A 17,384-nucleotide genomic window follows, 5' to 3' on the forward strand; every position below is an offset into this window, starting at 1 on the left:
AGCCGTTAAAAAAAATAAGCCCCATTGATTGGGGTTTATTTTTGTGATGAATGATTATCTTTTGACTGGGATTTTAATTAGCCCAAAAAATGCAATCAGTAAGGCGATGACCTGTACAGCCAGCAGCGTATAGACTGTATATAGCCATTTGCCTTGTGCATATGCCAGACCACACGCCCACGCCCCGATACTACCACCGATATAATACGCCATATAATATAGACCTGATGCCAGCGACCGCCCTTCTTTGACATTCACCGCGATATAAGTAATGGTCGCCGATTGGGTAATAAATACCCCAGTTGACATCACTGCAAGCGCCACAATCACCAAAGAAATAGGCGCAGCCAGTGTCATCAGCACACCCATCATCGAAATCATCACTGCCACGCGCACCATACGGGCAGCGCCGTATTTGGCAATCAAACTACTTGCAATCGGTGTGACCACGACCCCAATCAAATACACCGCAAAAATGTTAGCAAGCCCTGCACTCGATAGATTGTAGGGTGCGTCTGCCAAATGCAAATTAACATAGGTAAAACAGCCCACTAATGAAAACAACACGCACGCGCCAAGCAGTCCTGCGGTCACCACATAACGGTTGCGCACATGTTTACTCAGCATGTGCAGCGCCGATGTAAAATTTGGGTTGGCATGAAAATGACGTGAGCGCGGTAATAACCAAGCCACTAAGGCAGCGCCTAGCACCGTCAACATGCCCATAAACACAAAGCCTTTTTCCCAGCCGATAAGCTCTTCTAAATGCCCCAAGATAAAGCGCCCTAAAAATCCCCCAAATACTGTACCTGAGACATAGTAGGACATCATTTTTGCCATCTCTTTGCCCGCGTACTCTTCCCCGACATAGGCAATCGTCACCACTGTAATGCCAGGTACCGCCAACCCTTGCATAAATCGCCAAATAATGATACTAGAGAGTGAGTCAGACAGCCCAATCATCATCGTGGGTATTGCCATAAAGGCAATGGATGCCACAATGATATTTTTACGACCCACGGCATCGGACAACATCCCCATAAACGGTGACATGATGGCAATGGCAATCACCGTTGCCGCAACTGTCATGCCCACTTGTGTTTCGGTCGCTGAGAACGCTTGCATCATAATCGGCAAAATCGCTTGAATCGAATAAACCTGCAAAAATGCAAACGCGCCAATCATGCCAATCATGATTTTGACTATCAACGAGGGTGGCGTTGTCGGTAGTTTGGCATGCGGATGTTGAGAAGGCGGTTGATTTTGCGGTTGGCTATGGGGTGGTTTACGGTTAGTTAAGTTACTAGATATTAGTGTGTGAGTATCAGTATCAGTGAAATGATTGGAAGAATCTAAATGCCCAGTGGCATGTTGTGCTTGAGAAGTCATAGGTGACCTTTTTACAAAGTAATGCCCGTCAAAGAAATGCCTATACTACCACTAAAGCGCGCTATTTATTGTTAAAAGAAGTTTAATCTTAAGCTGTAATTTTCAAACCAATCACGTGAATTGAGGGGTATTGGAAAGCCCTTCAATGCCAAATTTGGCGTCCTAGAGTGTAATATTTTTAACACATGGCTTTTTGTCAAAATATATCAGTATTTTTCAAAACATAACTACCCAGCCATGACAAAACTGCAGTAATATTTAGCACATTGTGGAAGTTAACCTTAAAATCAATAGGATTGAATTATGCCAGAGAATTTAAAACAGCCAATGCCCGCTGCCATGCAAGCGTATTTGACACAATTGCATCAAGTGATTGTTCCGTCTCTGTTAGCGCAAGGGGTTAAGCCCAATGCCATCAACGCACGTGAAGCGTTAGCCAATTTGACAACCGCATTTGTCACTGACGCACCCAATATGGCAAAAATCATCGATACGGTGCTGGTAACGCCAAGCAATTTTCGTGGTTATAACGTACCACTTAGGCTATTTGTACCGAGCAACTGCCCGCTGCCGAATGAACAAGCAATGGCTGACGTGCCGGTAATGGTGTATTTTCATGGTGGTGGTGGCATGGCAGGTAGCGTCACTGTGTATGATAAACTCTATAAAAAATTGGCCGAAGCGACAGGCTGTGTGGTGGTAGCGCCCGAATATCGCCTTGCACCAGAAAACCGCTACCCTGCCGCGATTGATGACGCCCACGCGATTTTAACGTATTTAACAGCGACCCTACAGCAAGTCGGTTATGCCTGTAACGGCAAGCTTATCATAGCAGGTGATAGCGCTGGCGGGGCGATTACTGCCAGCTTGGTGCAAGATTGGCTTGCCAACCGTGTGAGCACAGACTTAGCTATCACCCATCAAATTTTGATTTATGCCAGTCTAGACTACACCATGTCACAGCCCTCGATTGAGGAAAATGGCACGGGTTATTTACTAGAATCCAGCAAAATCCGCTGGTATTTTGATAATTATTTTTCAGCATATGATGACCGTGAACTTAGCTCACCGTTTTGGACCGATATGGCCACCCTACTACATCATTCGCCGTATCAAGCCCCAAAAACACTGCACCTAACGGCTGGTTATTGTCCGCTGCGCGATGAAGATATCGGTTATCATGAGGTATTACAAGCCGCGGGCGCGCCATCGCAACTCGTCCATTTTGCGGATATGCCGCACGCGTTTTTGAATATGGAAAATCTGTGCCCTGACCAATGCAAACAACTGTATCAAAGCGTTGGCGAATTTTGCCAATAACCCAACGCCCCAAACACCCACACAACGGGATAAAATTTGCCCAGTCTGATAACAAGTCAAAATAATCTAGCCAATAAAAAAGCACCCAATTAGGTGCTTTTTTTTACTGCTTATAACTTATAGCGGCTTGCCTGTGCTATTGCGGCGGCTACGTTTTGGGGCATCCCAACCATCTTGTTTGCCAGCAGGTTTAGCTGATGGCTTGCTTGATGAGGCATAACGGTCAGAAGATGACTTAAATCCTTCCGATCTTGACGATTTACCTGCAAATGGTTTATCTGACTTTCTGAAAGCCTCAGATTTAAAACCGTTTGAGCGTGAATCGCCAGCACGTTGACCCTCTTTTGCCGGATACGGTCTGTCGCTACGTTTTTTAAGCGGTTGACCGAAGGTTTCTTCTACGATTGGACGTGGCTTGCGAGCGCGGCCATCGCCATGAAACTCGCTAGAGCGGTCGGTCTTTTTGGCAAAAGGTTTGTCAGCAAAACGGTCATTTTTTTCAAAGCGGTTAGGACGCTCGCCATGACGCTCACTGCTGTTACGGTCAGTGTTGTAACGTGGTTTATCACCTTGATAGCCTTTAAAGCCATCTTTGTTAAAGCTACGGTTATCATCGCGGCGACGATCTGCATACTCACCTTGGCGAGGCTCACGATTGCCTTGGCGTGAATCACGGTCAAAGTTTGGTTTGTCCGATGATTTAGCGGCGCGGTGAAAATCGCCCTGACTATTGCCATGACGGTTATCTGAATCGCGGTGACGGCGCGGTGCACTCGCATCATCACGCCCAAAACGACTATCGCTGTTGCCTTGGTGACCTTTGTCAAAACGCTCACGTTTTTCAAAACGTGCCGAACTATCGTTGCTCACTGATTTGCCATAGCGTTCTTGGTTGTCAAAACGTGGCTTGTCCGCAAAACGACGCTCGCTTGAAGGTCTCTCGCTTGAACCACCAAAACGTTGTGAGCGACTGCCACGGTCATCACTGCCGCTGCGACCACGACCGCGACCATCACGGCCATTAGGCTTACCACGACCTTCAAATTTTTCCACAAAACGCGGTTCTAAGCCTTCAACTTGCGCTTCATTGATGTCACGTTTTAGGTAACGGGCAATATTGCCAAATTGACGACGGTCATCGCGGCTACATAGGTTGATGGCAATACCAGTACGACCGGCACGACCTGAGCGACCGATACGATGCACATAATCTTCCACTTGGCGCGGTAAATCATAGTTAAATACATGGGTAATATTAGGTAAATCAAGACCACGTGCTGCCACGTCTGTTGCTACCACGATGTCAAATTTGCCACTGCGTAGATCTGAGACAATACGATTACGCTTGCTTTGCGGCAAGTCACCATGCAGATAACAGGCTTTGTGTTCCCATTGTTGTAGGCGCTCAGCGACTTCTTCACTGCTGCGTTTGGTCGCGGTAAAAATAATCGCTTGACCACGCTCTGGGTCACAGATCAGGTGCTCTAATAATTTATTTTTGTGGTCAAAGTTGTCACAGAAGTACACTTTTTCATCGATGTGTGCGGTTTCAACTTTGATGTTGATACGCTCTGGGTCTTTGGTGAAGCTTTCAGCGATTTTACCGACTGGACCATCCCATGTCGCAGATGACATGATGGTTTGGCGATGCGCGGGTGTGGCTTCCAAAATCGCATTGATGTCATCGGCAAAGCCCATGTCTAGCATACGGTCTGCTTCATCAAGTACCAACATGGTCAAATCAGAGAGATTCACACGCTGGGCATTGATATGATCTAGCAAACGACCCGGCGTCGCCACGATGATTTGCACGCCTTTTTTTAGCGCACGGATTTGACCACTGTATGCCGCACCACCAACAAGTGGCACACTGTACAAATCTTTCATGGCTGAGCCATAACGACGGATACTGTCTTGTACTTGGTTGGCAAGCTCACGCGTCGGTGTCAAAATCAACGCTTGTACGACTTTTGGCTGTTGGCGACCACGTTTGCCACTTGCGGTTTTTTCTGCCGCTTTTTCTTTGGCTTGTAGTTCACTTAATTGATGCAAAATTGGTAATACAAACGCAGCAGTTTTACCACTACCTGTTTGTGCTGACAAAAGCAAATCACGACCCGCTAATGCAGCAGGAATCGCGCGCGCTTGGATAGGCGTTGGTGTGGTATAACCCGTTGCAACAATACTTTTTAGTAATGAACCTGAAAGACCCAGTGCGGTAAAACCATTTTCGCTAGGGTTAGCATCGTCAGACGTTGGCGCATCGGTTGCTACAGTATCAGCCGCTACAACATCCGTTGTCGCAGTTGATTCTGTAGCATCAACTTGGGTGTTGTCAGTAGGCTGATTGCTGTTGGCTTGGCTGTGGCTAAAAAAATTATCGATTGAGTTATCAGCAAAATCTGTGGTTGAATTAAAATCAGTCATGTAAGTCCTTAAAAAATAAGTTAATCAAAGTGTCGGTGGTAACCTTGATTGAAAACACGCAACAAGCAAAAGCCCTCAAGCTGAATGCACTTTCAAAATGGATAAGCAAAATGAATAGGCAAATTATCAGCTATCATTAATCACAAATATCGTGTTAATCGCTTTAAAGCATTGTAATCGTGTCTGTAAGACTTATTTTCGCTATAAAAATAGTGACAAAACCTACTGTCAGACTTATCAAAACTTTTGAAACAGTAAAACCATCAAAAAGTTCGTATCGCGGCATTCACAAGAATGCTTAAAAAAATACAATGCTAAATATTAGGTTATCATCGGAAGATTATCAGCGCTTACAATGGCACGCTTGATATATAGGCAGATAGATAAGCTAGATTAATTGGAAAATTGACGTTGCTCTTAGCGTTTAGGTAGCGTATATGAGTCATTATTGGTCAGTTTTCTTTCGCAATTAAAAAACTTACCAAGTGAAATAGGCATCAAAAACACCTACTTAAAAAAGTGATAACCCCACTAGCACATCTTCGGCACACTGGCTGTCTGCTACCGTTGCTACCTTCCGGTCCTGGCGGGGTTCACAGCAGCTAGTTGCGAAGCTACCAATGGGGTTACCGAAGCGGTATTCTAGAGAATTTGGCGACCAAATGCAAACTATTTTTATCCTATACGCCAAATTTTTTTATTTATTTCACTTTTACACACGCTAAACCATCAGCAAGCAACATTTGGGTAAATTTTTGTTGAACTTCTTACCCTTTTTCTACAATTCTTTCGCTGCAAATGTTACAAAATATTTTATAATGCCCATTCAACAACATATTGAATGAACTAATAGAGTAGTTTAATCAGCAACAGATTCATGCCAACCCATATAAAGAAAAACTAGGAAAAAAACAATAGGAAACACTATGACACACTTAAGCACCGCGACTACCAACTATCCCAATCATAAAGCGCATGCCAATCATACAATGACCAAAGGTATTGCAACCAGCTTACTTGCTATGGCGACGCTATTACCTTTTACCAGTGTTTCAGCCGCTACCTACCCTGTGAACCCATCCCCTGCGAACTCATCAATGACCAATACTTTAAACTACGGCTTGCTTAACTTTGCTGCCTCAGCAAGTAAAAAAGTCAGCAATGACCAAATCAATGCTACTCTTAGCAAAACTGTGCAAAACAAATCAAGCAGTGAGGTGGCTAATCAAATCGCTACCACCTTGAACCAAGCGGTAGCCATTGCCAAAAAATACCCACAAGTGCAAGTGAGTACGGGCAATCAAGCCACCTATCCGCAATATGATAAAAACCAAAAAATCATTGGTTGGACGGGAACTGCAAGCTTGAATTTAAAAAGCACCGACACAGTCGCCGCTAGCAAATTGATTGCCGAATTGCAAAGTTTTATGACGGTTGATGGATTAGACTTTAGCGTGTCTGATGCCGCGCGCAAAGCTACCGAGCAAGAATTGATGATGGAAGCTTCGAAAAATTTCCAGCGCCAAGCGCAAACGCTGCTGCCTGTGTGGGGCGCGAAAGGCTATCAGTTAGTTTCGTTGGAGTTTAGTCAAGGGGGCGATTATCGTGCACCGCGTGCGTATGGCAGTGTAATGATGCTAGAAGCCGCTAGTGCCAAAGTCGCTGACCAAAACTTCCAAGCGGGCGATAGCACCATTACGGTTACTGCCAATGGTACCGTCCAACTGGTAAAATAAGCTGCTGTTAACCACAAAAAAACCTGTTGAATTAACAGGTTTTTTTGTTTGTCTTTTACTCACTAAGCAATACTTAGTAAGAAATTTCTGCACGGCGGTTTTTTGCCCATGCTGATTCGTCATGACCGGGATCAGCAGGTTGGTCTTCACCATAGCTGATGGCTTCCATACGTGATGCTGATACCCCTGACGTTGCTAAGTAGGCTTGTGCGGCTTGGGCACGGCGCTCACCCAATGCCAGATTATATTCACGGCTACCACGCTCATCGGTGTGACCAGCAATGGCGATACGGGCACTTGGGTTGGCTTGTAAGAATTGCGCTTGTTGATTTAACACGGCTTGACCTTGAGCGTCGATTTCACTACTATCAAAGCCGAAATACACGGCATTGGGATTTCCGCCCGCGGCGGTGATAACTGATGTCGAGTTTGTTACCACAGCGCCGCCGTTATAGTAGCCTACGCCACCGGGTACGCCCATCGGCGCAACCACCACTTCAGACGTGCCAGTACGTTTGGCAGAACACCCTGTTAAGGCGATGGTTGCCATCATCGCAGCAGTACTTACTACTTTTAGCATCGTTAATTTCATAGTCTTTCCTCAAAAATTATTATTTAACGTGTTTACCTATTTTGTTACTTTTCGATAGAGTAAATCAATCTCGCGCTTTTTGTAAACAGTGTTACTGTAAATTTTAGCCAACTTTTCCTCAAAGTTCTCAAAGCAGTTTAATTTTTGGATTAAACAAATAGCTTAAAAAATTCACTTGTTAAACTCACCTTTCATAAGATTAGTGGTAATAAAACAAACTGTCTAAAACAGTAATTCCTAAAACAGTGATATTTAAATTTTTGTCTAGAACCGCTACCAGCGAAATTTATTCCATAATTCAGGGTTTGCCCAAAACTTGCTATTAAACCAATCTGGCAAATGTTTATAGTCAAACAGATTAAATTGCCATACTTGGTAGCTGGTTGCATGATGACTTTGGTCATTTTCCACAATCGGCTGCTCATGTAATCGGCTAAAACCAAAGCTCACCACATCCACACCGGTTGCCGGCTCGGATAAGTCTTGCACCACCAAACAATGCTTGGCAAACAAGTCGCGACAGCGCTGAATGATTTGGGTATCGATAGCGCTATCGTTTGATAATATTATCACTGCCAAGTCATAGCGTTTGGCAAACCGATGCGCGATAAAATCTTGATAATCAAACGCTTCCCAACTTACAGCATGATCAATAGCTTCATCAATGGCTTGAATTTGGCTAAAAACCGACTGCGTGTCATTACCAATAATCAGCCCGGTGAATGGTTGATTTGTTGATGAGTTATTTTTATGTTTGCTTAAACTATCTTTACTTAAAAATGCCAAACTTTGTCGGACGACATCCGTAATGCTTAAGGTGGGATTGGTCAAAATAAAATCCTTTTGATGAGTTTTTATTAGATACTGTTGATAGATACGGCTGAGTGATAGCTGTAATATAGCAATGATAAGGGTGGCTAATATGCCATTCTTTAAAACCAATTATAACTATCTATCATGAGCCATGACTAGCCCTTTTGGTCGAGACAGAGTACACTAAGTGCTAAATTTATCACTTGTATTGACTGTTAGAAATAAGGAACAACCATGCCACAATATCGCTCAAAAACCTCCACGTCTGGCCGCAATATGGCGGGTGCACGCGCACTTTGGCGTGCAACAGGTATGACAGATGAGGACTTTAACAAACCGATTATCGCGATTGCCAACTCGTTTACCCAGTTTGTACCCGGTCACGTACACCTAAAAGACTTGGGTCAGTTGGTTGCCCGCGAGATTGAAGCGGCAGGTGGTGTTGCCAAAGAATTTAACACCATTGCGGTGGATGATGGTATCGCCATGGGTCACTTGGGTATGCTCTATAGCTTGCCAAGCCGTGATTTAATTGCCGATAGCGTGGAGTATATGGTCAATGCCCACTGCGCCGATGCGTTGGTTTGTATCTCCAACTGTGACAAAATCACCCCTGGTATGCTGATGGCAGCGATGCGGCTGAATATCCCAACGATTTTTGTGTCGGGCGGTCCAATGGAAGCAGGCAAAGTATTGGCATCCACGCTAGGCGATGGACATACCACCCATGAAACCGTGATGAATGAATTGGGTGAAAAAATTCGCAAACTTGACCTAGTCGACGCCATGATTGATGCGGCAGATGACTTGATTAGTGACGAAGATGTGGCACAAACTGAGCGCTCTGCTTGCCCAACTTGTGGCTCATGCTCAGGTATGTTCACAGCCAACTCGATGAACTGTTTGACCGAAGCCTTAGGTTTATCACTGCCTGGCAATGGCTCGTTACTTGCCACTCACGCCAAACGTAAAGATTTATTCTTAGAAGCAGGTCGTCGTATCGTAGCACTTGCCAAACGTTATTATGAGCAAGATGACGCCAGCGTATTGCCACGCTCAATTGCGACCAAAGCGGCATTTGAAAACGCCATGAGCCTTGATATCGCCATGGGCGGCTCAACCAACACGATTCTACATTTGCTTGCCGCTGCCCATGAAGCCCAAGTAGATTTTAAAATGGCGGATATTGACCGTCTAAGCCGCCGTGTGCCTTGTCTATCAAAAGTTGCCCCTGCGACACAAAAATACCATATGGAAGACGTTCACCGCGCTGGCGGTGTGATGGCAATTTTAGCCGAGCTTGATCGCGCAAACCTACTACAAACCGATGTCCCCACCGTTCATAGTGCTTCACTCAAAGCGGCGCTGAGCCAATGGGATATCATGAATCCTGATAATACCGAGGCGCGCGAGCGTTATATTGCAGCACCAGGTGGTGTACGCACCACGCAAGCCTTTAGCCAAAACAATGCGTGGTCAAATCTTGATGTCAACCGCGAATCTGGCTGTATCCGTAGCAAAGAATTTGCCTACTCACAAGACGGTGGTTTGGCGGTATTGTTTGGTAATATCGCTGAACGTGGCTGTGTCGTCAAAACAGCGGGCGTGGATGACAGCATCCTAAAATTTACCGGTCGTGCCCGTGTGTTTGAAAGTCAAGATGACGCTGTGGCTGCCATTTTGGCAGACCAAATTGTCGCAGGTGACATCGTAGTGATTCGCTATGAAGGTCCAAAAGGCGGTCCGGGTATGCAAGAGATGTTGTATCCGACGTCTTACTTAAAATCAAAAGGTCTAGGTAAAGCCTGTGCGCTACTCACTGATGGTCGTTTTTCAGGGGGTACGTCGGGTTTATCCATCGGTCACGTCAGCCCAGAAGCCGCTGAAGGTGGTACCATCGGTTTGGTCAATGAAGGCGATACCATCGAGATTGATATCCCTAATCGCTCGATTCATTTGGCGGTTGATTTTGCCGAACTGGAAAAACGCCGAGAAGCGATGGTAAGCCGTGGCAACCAAGCTTGGAAACCTGTCAATCGTGAGCGCCAAGTTTCAGCCGCCTTGCGGGCGTATGCAGCGATGACCACTAGCGCGGATACAGGCGCGGTACGTGATGTCAGTCAAGTAGAGCGGTAATTTTTATTCCAAACTACATTGCTACTAAAAAAATTGGCAAAAAAGAATTATCAAAAAAGATCGATGGTACTTATCGGTCTTTTTTTTAGCGCCATAAAAAACGTTGCAAACCTCATACTTGACGCCCACGGTTTTAGATGCCATGTACGGTTTATAAAAAGTGCGGTTTATGAAAAGTGCGGTTGTTAAAAGGTGCTATCTATAAAAGCATTATCCACATCGAATGAATTCTGCTAAAATACAATGTTTACATTTTTTTGATAATATATGCCAAATTTAATTTTGAAATATCTTAAGGAGCCGCTGTGAGCCGTCCGTTTTCTTCAGCCGATATACGTCAAGCTTTTATCAATTATTTTGCCGAAAATGGTCATACCCCAGTGGCATCATCGAGCCTAGTTCCACATAATGACCCTACTTTGCTATTCACCAATGCCGGTATGAACCAATTTAAAGATGTGTTCTTAGGGATAGACAAACGCGATTATACACGTGCGGTATCGTCGCAAAAATGTGTGCGCGCAGGCGGTAAACACAATGACCTTGACAACGTCGGCTATACCGCGCGTCACCATACGTTTTTTGAGATGCTTGGTAATTTTTCGTTTGGCGATTATTTTAAACAACAAGCCATCCCATTTTGTTGGGAGTTTTTGACATCTGATAAGTGGCTTGGACTACCCAAAGATAAACTTTACGTGACGGTGTATCACACCGATGATGAAGCCTTTGATATTTGGCATAACGTGGTGGGCTTGCCTGCCGAACGCATCATCCGCATTGGTGATAATAAAGGCTGTCAATACCAATCAGATAACTTTTGGGCAATGGGTGACACAGGTCCTTGTGGTCCTTGTACCGAAGTATTTTATGATCACGGCGAGCATATTTGGGGCGGTCTGCCAGGTACACCTGAAGAAGACGGCGACCGTTTTGTCGAGATTTGGAACAATGTCTTTATGCAGTTTAACCGCCAAAAAGACGGCACACTTGAAAAACTGCCTGCGCCAAGTGTCGATACCGGAATGGGTTTAGAGCGTATCAGTGCTATCATGCAAGGCGTGCACAGCAACTATGAAATCGATATATTTACCCATCTCATGCAGCACGCGGCGCAAGTGATTGGCTTGCCAAACGATATCGATTTACAGTCTGAGCCATCACTCAAAGTGCTTGCCGACCATATCCGCTCAGTGTCATTCTTAATTGCAGATGGCGTATTGCCAAGCAATGAAGGTCGTGGTTATGTGCTGCGTCGTATCATCCGCCGCGCGGTTCGTCATGGCAACAAATTAGGCGCTACTGACAACTTCTTTTATAAGCTCGTCGCGCCACTGGCTCAAATCATGGGCGACGCCTACCCACAGCTTCGTGAACAGCAAGCCAACATTGAGCAAGCCATCTTAAAAGAAGAAGAACAATTTGCCAAAACCTTATCGCAAGGTCTTAAACTGCTATCCCAAGAATTAGACAGCTTAAAATCTGGCGATACTTTATCGGGTGCAACGGTGTTTAAACTGTATGACACGTATGGTTTCCCTGCCGATTTGACTGCCGACATCGTGCGCGAACGCGACATCAGCATTGATGAAGCCGGTTTTGAGCAAGGTATGGCGCAGCAACGCGCTCGCGCCCGTGAAGCAGGTAAATTTGGCGTTGATTATAACCAATTAATTCAAGTTGACAGTGCCACTGAATTTTTGGGGTATGACAAAGCAGAACACAGCAGCACTATCACCCACTTATACCTTGAGGGCAAATCTGCTGAACAATTGCAAGAAGGCGATGAGGGGGTCATCGTATTATCGGCGACGCCTTTTTATGCCGAAGGCGGTGGTCAAGCCGGTGAATTGGGTGACATCCAAACCGAGACCGGCGTATTTGAAGTCCAAGACACCAAAAAATCTGGTCAAGCCATTATTCATCATGGCGTAGTCAAAATGGGCAGTATCCGCCAGGGTCAGTCAAGCGAAGCACGCGTCGCAAGCCAAGTACGCGCCATGAGTGCCAAAAACCACTCCGCCACTCACCTACTGCACGCCGCCCTTCGTGAGCATCTTGGCACAGGCGTCACCCAAAAAGGGTCATTGGTCAATAGTGAGGTGTTGCGTTTTGACTTCTCGTATGACAAAGCCTTGACTGAGCAAGACATTATCACCATTGAAAACATCGTTAACCAACAAATCCTTGCCAACCAACCTGCTACTGTAGAAATGCTCAGCATGACGCAAGCGCAAGACAAAGGCGCGATGGCACTGTTTGGTGAAAAATATGGTGACACGGTTCGCGTATTGTCGATGGGTACGATAGATAAAGACGGCAAGCCTTTTTCAATCGAGCTATGTGGTGGTCTGCATGTACAACGCACGGGTGATATCGGCTTATTCAAAATCGTCAGTGAGCAAGGTATCGCGGCAGGCATTCGCCGTATCGAAGCAGTGACAGGCATGGGCGCAGTCAAATATGTGCAGCAAGGTGAAAAACAGCTCAATCAACTCGCCAGTCAGCTCAAAGCGAAGCGCGACGAAATCGCCGACCGTGTCAATCAAATGACCGACAAAACACGCGACCTTGAAAAACAACTTGAACGTTTGCAACAAAAATTGGCCAGCAGCCAAGCCAAAGACTTAATCAACAACGTGCAAGATATCAATGGACAAAAAGTGCTGATTGCAAGCTTACAAGGGATGGATGGTAAAGCATTACGCACGATTGCCGATGACATGAAGTCAAAATTGCATGATGGCATCGTGGTGCTCGCGGGCGTGGCTGACGATAAAATTGCGCTGACTGCCAGTGTCGGCAAAGACTTAACCAGCAAAATCAAAGCGGGCGATATCATCAAACACTTAAGCGAGCAGCTTGGTGGTAAAGGCGGTGGTAAACCTGACTTTGCGCAGGGCGGTGCAAGCGATGTAGCAGGCTTGCCAACCGTATTAGATGCGCTACCAAATTGGTTGGCTGAGCGACTTGCCTAATTAAAACTAACCCCATAAAAAAAGCCGAATGACTTATTCGGCTTTTTTTATGGGGTTATTTTTTTATGTGGCTATATTTATGTGGCTATATAAGGCATGCGTTTAATCAGGCTTAATCAAAGCGCCATTTACTTTAGCTAAACATTCGGTATCATAAAGCCTAAAGCACATTGTGTATAATCGTATCTAGCATCTTATCAAGCAACGAAGCTTTAAATCACGCTTATAGCTTTAAAACACTCATAATCAACAAGGAAACATCATGGACAATCATTACCAGCCCCCCAAAATTTGGACAAATGATAGCCAAAACGGTGGCAAATTTGCCAGTACCAACCGCCCCACCGCAGGAGCGACCCATGAGCAACACTTGCCGATTGGTAAAAATCCTTTGCAGCTTTACAGCTTAAACACGCCAAACGGTATCAAAATCAATATGTTACTTGAAGAATTGGCAGAGCTCGGTATTGAAGGCGCACAGTATGACGCCTACAAAATCGACATCATGAATGGCGACCAATTTGGCTCAGATTTTGTTGCCATCAATCCCAATTCAAAAATCCCTGCACTGGTGGATAACAGCGTTAATCCACCGATTAAACTGTTTGAATCAGGCGCTATTTTGCTATACCTTGCCGAAAAATTTGGGCAGTTTATCCCAGCAGACACCGCGAAACGCGCCGAATGTCTGTCATGGTTGTTTTGGCAAATGGGCGCTGCACCGTATGTCGGTGGCGGCTTTGGGCATTTTTATGCGTATGCCCCAGAGAAGTTTGAATATGCCATCAATCGTTTTACCATGGAAACCAAACGCCAATTAGATTTACTCGACCAACATTTAGCAAGTCACACGTTTATGGTAGGTAATGACTACAGTATCGCGGATATCGCGATTTGGTCATGGTATGGTCAGTTGGCACTGGGCAAATTGTATAACGCTGGCGAGTTTTTACAAGTGCAAAACTATACCCACCTACAACGCTGGGCAAAAAACCTGCATGACCGCCCTGCCGTGCAACGCGCTGTAACGTTACCGCTACAACCGATTGCCTAAACTGATAACCTTTGGTTCACGATAACCCTGCAATTTTACGCCACTCATTTGGGGATTTTTGGCAATTTTGCCTTGCCCAAAAATTGGGAAATATGGTATAAAGTACCGTTTAATTTACGTTTCGTGACATTGTAAACAATCTGCTAAGTAATCCATTAGGACTTGGTATGGCAAGTCTTGCATAGCGATGGCAAACAACGTGCGCGATATTATAGGGTGTATTGACAATGGCTTTAATCGTACAAAAATACGGTGGTACGTCGATGGGTAGTGTCGAACGTATCAAAAATGTGGCACAGCGCGTCAAACGTTGGCATGACAATGGTCATCAAGTGGTGGTTGTCGTCTCTGCCATGAGTGGTGAGACCAATCGCTTGATTGATTTGGCACGTCAAATCAGTAAAGAGCCGAACGCTCGTGAATACGACCAAATGGTGTCAACCGGTGAGCAAGTCTCGATTTCTTTACTTGCTATGGCATTAAATGAAATCGGTGTGAGTGCCAAGTCAATGACGGGCGGACAAGTGGCGATTCGTACCGATGATAGTCATACCAAAGCCCGTATTCAACATATCGATGATAGTCAGCTTCGTGCCGCACTCGATGCTGGCATGGTCGTTGTGGTGGCCGGTTTCCAAGGGGTGGATGAAAAAGGTGACATCAACACCTTAGGTCGTGGTGGCTCCGACACCACAGGCGTTGCACTGGCTGCTGCCCTATCTGCTGATGAATGTCAAATCTATACCGATGTCGACGGCGTGTATACTACTGACCCACGGGTGACACCAAAAGCCAAAAAATTATCAAAAATTACCTTTGAAGAAATGCTAGAAATGGCAAGCCTTGGCTCAAAAGTGTTGCAAATTCGCTCGGTTGAATTTGCCGGAAAATACCAAGTACCACTGCGTGTTTTATCCAGTTTTGATGAAAACGCCGATGGTCAATTCGATGATGATTTTAAAAAGAATGTAGGTACATTAATTACCACCGATGAGGGAGACAGCATGGAACAACCAATTATTTCGGGCATCGCCTTTAACCGTGACGAAGCTAAAGTATCTATCTTAGCAGTGCCTGATCGCCCTGGTATTGCATCATCGATTTTAAGCCCAATCAGTGCTGCCAATATCGAAATCGATATGATTATCCAAAACATCGCAGAAAACGGATTGACCGACTTTACCTTTACCGTTAACCGTGGTGACTTTGATAAAACCCTAGCGATTTTGGGTGACAATCTTGCTGAGATTGGCGGCAAAGAAATCGTGAGCAACAACAATGTGGTTAAAGTATCACTGGTGGGTGTTGGGATGCGCTCACATGCAGGCGTGGCAAGCAAAATGTTTGAAACACTGGCAGAAAACAACATCAATATCCAAATGATTTCTACCAGCGAAATCAAAATCTCGGTACTGATTCAAGAAGAACAACTGGAGAAAGCGGTTAAAGCGCTACATACCGCTTTTGGTCTTGACCGTGAAGACGGTGAAAGCAAGGTTGCTGGATTATAAGAAATTTGTAATTCTTCACAAAAACAAGGTTAATATCCGCGTTTTACGGGTGTTAACCTTTTTTTTATTTCAGCATTTCGTTTATAATGGCATCTCGTTTATTGGGCACAAACGCAACTGACCCCTCAATGCCTATTTTGACTGTTGGCAAATAGCCGCCAAGCATGATAAGTTCGCTTAAATTATGCCCTTGCAGTCTGTCTTTAACGTATCATTGGGCAATGATACATGATAATATATTTGACGAATTTAGCTAATTTATCGTTGAATCATCATAGGACATTGATGGTACTTGTTGCGACATAAGGAGTGTGACGCATGTTAATTTTGACTCGCCGTGTTGGCGAAACGTTAATGATAGGTGACGAAGTCAGTGTCACCGTACTGGGTGTAAAAGGTAACCAAGTCAGACTGGGCGTCAATGCACCAAAAGACATTGCTGTACACCGTGAAGAGATTTACCAAAGAATTCTGCATGAACGGACTGGGCATGAACGCATGGGTTATGATACTCACCCAGTCGATTTTGCAGCCCATGATAGAATGGGTCAAGACCGCAGTGGTTTTGGGGCAGCCAATCATGAGGCCTTTCCCCAAGAGCGCAGTAAACCCTCTCAACCGCGTAACAGCGGTCAGCAAATGCGTCATTTAGAAAACCGTGTGGAAAACCGCGGTTTTGGTCAGACCAACAATAATTTTAACCCAGCTTTTGATCCGTTTGAGGACGATTATTTTAATCGTTAATGACGGTCGCTATTTTGACTTTTGGAGTAACTATGAGCGCTATTGATAAGCTAGAATTATCAAAACTATTAGCTAAACTAGAAAACAAATCGCTAGATTTTGCTTCCGTGCTAGCTATCATCGATAGTTACTATGACTATCGACCAACTGAGTTTAACAATGGCGAAGTGCACAATGCGGCGGGTGAAAATGAAGGCAGTGCGAAAGTGTTTGGCTTTGCCCTACTCAACCATTTGACCCAACAAGATACGCTAAAACTGTTTGCTGAGCACTATGACAGTGTTAAAGCAGAGCCAAAAGGTACAAACCATGCCAACATCCGTAACTTTAGCTTTTTTGGCTGGCAAGGCTTTTTGATGCAGCGTAACAGTTTAACGCCAAAAGCGTCATAACCTCATTGAAAATACTTAATACTTAATTCTTAAAATCTAACCGTTTTTTTTGTCAAACAAGGCAGCCGATGGGTTGCCTTTTTTTATTCAATGGCTTTTATTTTAAAAAATGGTTTTGAGAGACTCATTGGTTATTGGTTTGCCCTTAACTGCTCGCGCATTTGTTTTTTTTGCTCACGACGATGGCGAAAAAAATCCTGCAATAACGCGCGACTTTGCTCTGCCATTACACCTTGTTTTACGGTCAAAAAATGATTGTAAAACGTCACTTGGCTAAAATCCTGCTGGCTGA

The 17,384-nt window shown here is 44.9% G+C and carries 10 protein-coding genes, 1 other RNA gene and 2 pseudogenes; 8 read left to right on the forward strand and 5 right to left on the reverse strand.

What is annotated here, in order from left to right:
* Nucleotides 1-54: 54 nt before the first annotated feature.
* Nucleotides 55-1,194 carry an MFS transporter gene (locus RT143_RS08490; protein WP_219299345.1) on the reverse strand — a complete coding sequence of 380 codons (1,140 nt, stop codon included), beginning with the start codon at nucleotides 1,192-1,194 and terminating at the stop codon, nucleotides 55-57.
* Between the two features lie 498 nt (nucleotides 1,195-1,692).
* Between RT143_RS08490 and RT143_RS08495 the strand changes: the two genes are divergently transcribed.
* Nucleotides 1,693-2,709: an alpha/beta hydrolase gene (locus tag RT143_RS08495; protein WP_313092419.1), complete on the forward strand. Its 1,017-nt coding sequence runs from the start codon at nucleotides 1,693-1,695 to the stop codon at nucleotides 2,707-2,709.
* Between the two features lie 807 nt (nucleotides 2,710-3,516).
* On the opposite strand, the pseudogene RT143_RS08500 reads toward RT143_RS08495, so the two are convergent.
* Both RT143_RS08500 and ffs read right to left on the reverse strand, forming a co-directional pair.
* Nucleotides 3,517-4,923 (reverse strand): annotated as a pseudogene (locus RT143_RS08500) (DEAD/DEAH box helicase); the annotation flags it as partial.
* Between the two features lie 739 nt (nucleotides 4,924-5,662).
* Nucleotides 5,663-5,759, reverse strand: an RNA gene (ffs, locus tag RT143_RS08505) — signal recognition particle sRNA small type.
* Between the two features lie 303 nt (nucleotides 5,760-6,062).
* Between ffs and RT143_RS08510 the strand changes: the two genes are divergently transcribed.
* Nucleotides 6,063-6,872, forward strand: coding sequence for an SIMPL domain-containing protein (locus RT143_RS08510; protein ID WP_313092420.1), 810 nt, complete (start codon nucleotides 6,063-6,065; stop codon nucleotides 6,870-6,872).
* 73 nt (nucleotides 6,873-6,945) lie between these two features.
* Here RT143_RS08510 and pal read toward each other — a convergent pair whose 3' ends face one another.
* Both pal and RT143_RS08520 read right to left on the reverse strand, forming a co-directional pair.
* Nucleotides 6,946-7,464 carry a peptidoglycan-associated lipoprotein Pal gene (gene pal, locus RT143_RS08515; protein WP_313092422.1) on the reverse strand — a complete coding sequence of 173 codons (519 nt, stop codon included), beginning with the start codon at nucleotides 7,462-7,464 and terminating at the stop codon, nucleotides 6,946-6,948.
* A gap of 273 nt (nucleotides 7,465-7,737) precedes the next feature.
* Nucleotides 7,738-8,406 carry a DUF6231 family protein gene (locus RT143_RS08520; RefSeq protein WP_409519708.1) on the reverse strand — a complete coding sequence of 223 codons (669 nt, stop codon included), beginning with the start codon at nucleotides 8,404-8,406 and terminating at the stop codon, nucleotides 7,738-7,740.
* Between the two features lie 105 nt (nucleotides 8,407-8,511).
* Between RT143_RS08520 and ilvD the strand changes: the two genes are divergently transcribed.
* The 6 genes and pseudogenes from ilvD (at nucleotide 8,512) to RT143_RS08550 (ending at nucleotide 17,092) form a co-directional block, all read left to right on the forward strand.
* The gene (gene ilvD, locus RT143_RS08525) at nucleotides 8,512-10,413 is read left to right on the forward strand and encodes a dihydroxy-acid dehydratase (RefSeq protein WP_060994273.1); all 1,902 of its coding nucleotides are present in this window, start codon (nucleotides 8,512-8,514) and stop codon (nucleotides 10,411-10,413) included.
* A 305-nt stretch (nucleotides 10,414-10,718) separates the two neighbouring features.
* Nucleotides 10,719-13,391, forward strand: coding sequence for an alanine--tRNA ligase (gene alaS / locus RT143_RS08530; protein WP_313092425.1), 2,673 nt, complete (start codon nucleotides 10,719-10,721; stop codon nucleotides 13,389-13,391).
* Between the two features lie 262 nt (nucleotides 13,392-13,653).
* On the forward strand, nucleotides 13,654-14,445 hold the full coding sequence (yghU, locus tag RT143_RS08535; RefSeq protein WP_313092427.1) for a glutathione-dependent disulfide-bond oxidoreductase: 792 nt from the start codon (nucleotides 13,654-13,656) through the stop codon (nucleotides 14,443-14,445).
* 227 nt (nucleotides 14,446-14,672) lie between these two features.
* Nucleotides 14,673-15,956, forward strand: a complete 1,284-nt coding sequence (locus RT143_RS08540) for an aspartate kinase (protein ID WP_099808225.1) — start codon at nucleotides 14,673-14,675, stop codon at nucleotides 15,954-15,956.
* A gap of 318 nt (nucleotides 15,957-16,274) precedes the next feature.
* Nucleotides 16,275-16,457, forward strand: a pseudogene (csrA, locus tag RT143_RS08545) (carbon storage regulator CsrA); the annotation flags it as partial.
* Nucleotides 16,458-16,732: 275 nt separating this feature from the next.
* Nucleotides 16,733-17,092, forward strand: a complete 360-nt coding sequence (locus RT143_RS08550; protein WP_313092429.1) for a HopJ type III effector protein — start codon at nucleotides 16,733-16,735, stop codon at nucleotides 17,090-17,092.
* Nucleotides 17,093-17,384 lie beyond the last annotated feature (292 nt).

This window comes from Moraxella sp. CTOTU48268 (assembly GCF_032069585.1).
In the GTDB taxonomy this organism is placed as follows: domain Bacteria; phylum Pseudomonadota; class Gammaproteobacteria; order Pseudomonadales; family Moraxellaceae; genus Faucicola; species Faucicola cinerea.

Excerpts from the sequence above, each read along its gene's own strand:
- pal (WP_313092422.1), bottom strand. The coding sequence starts at position 7,464 with ATGAAATTAACGATGCTAAAAGTAGTAAGTACTGCTGCGATGATGGCA.
- yghU (WP_313092427.1), top strand. The coding sequence starts at position 13,654 with ATGGACAATCATTACCAGCCCCCCAAAATTTGGACAAATGATAGCCAA.
- RT143_RS08490 (WP_219299345.1), bottom strand. The coding sequence starts at position 1,194 with ATGATTGGCATGATTGGCGCGTTTGCATTTTTGCAGGTTTATTCGATT.
- RT143_RS08550 (WP_313092429.1), top strand. The coding sequence starts at position 16,733 with ATGAGCGCTATTGATAAGCTAGAATTATCAAAACTATTAGCTAAACTA.
- RT143_RS08510 (WP_313092420.1), top strand. The coding sequence starts at position 6,063 with ATGACACACTTAAGCACCGCGACTACCAACTATCCCAATCATAAAGCG.
- RT143_RS08495 (WP_313092419.1), top strand. The coding sequence starts at position 1,693 with ATGCCAGAGAATTTAAAACAGCCAATGCCCGCTGCCATGCAAGCGTAT.
- ilvD (WP_060994273.1), top strand. The coding sequence starts at position 8,512 with ATGCCACAATATCGCTCAAAAACCTCCACGTCTGGCCGCAATATGGCG.
- RT143_RS08540 (WP_099808225.1), top strand. The coding sequence starts at position 14,673 with ATGGCTTTAATCGTACAAAAATACGGTGGTACGTCGATGGGTAGTGTC.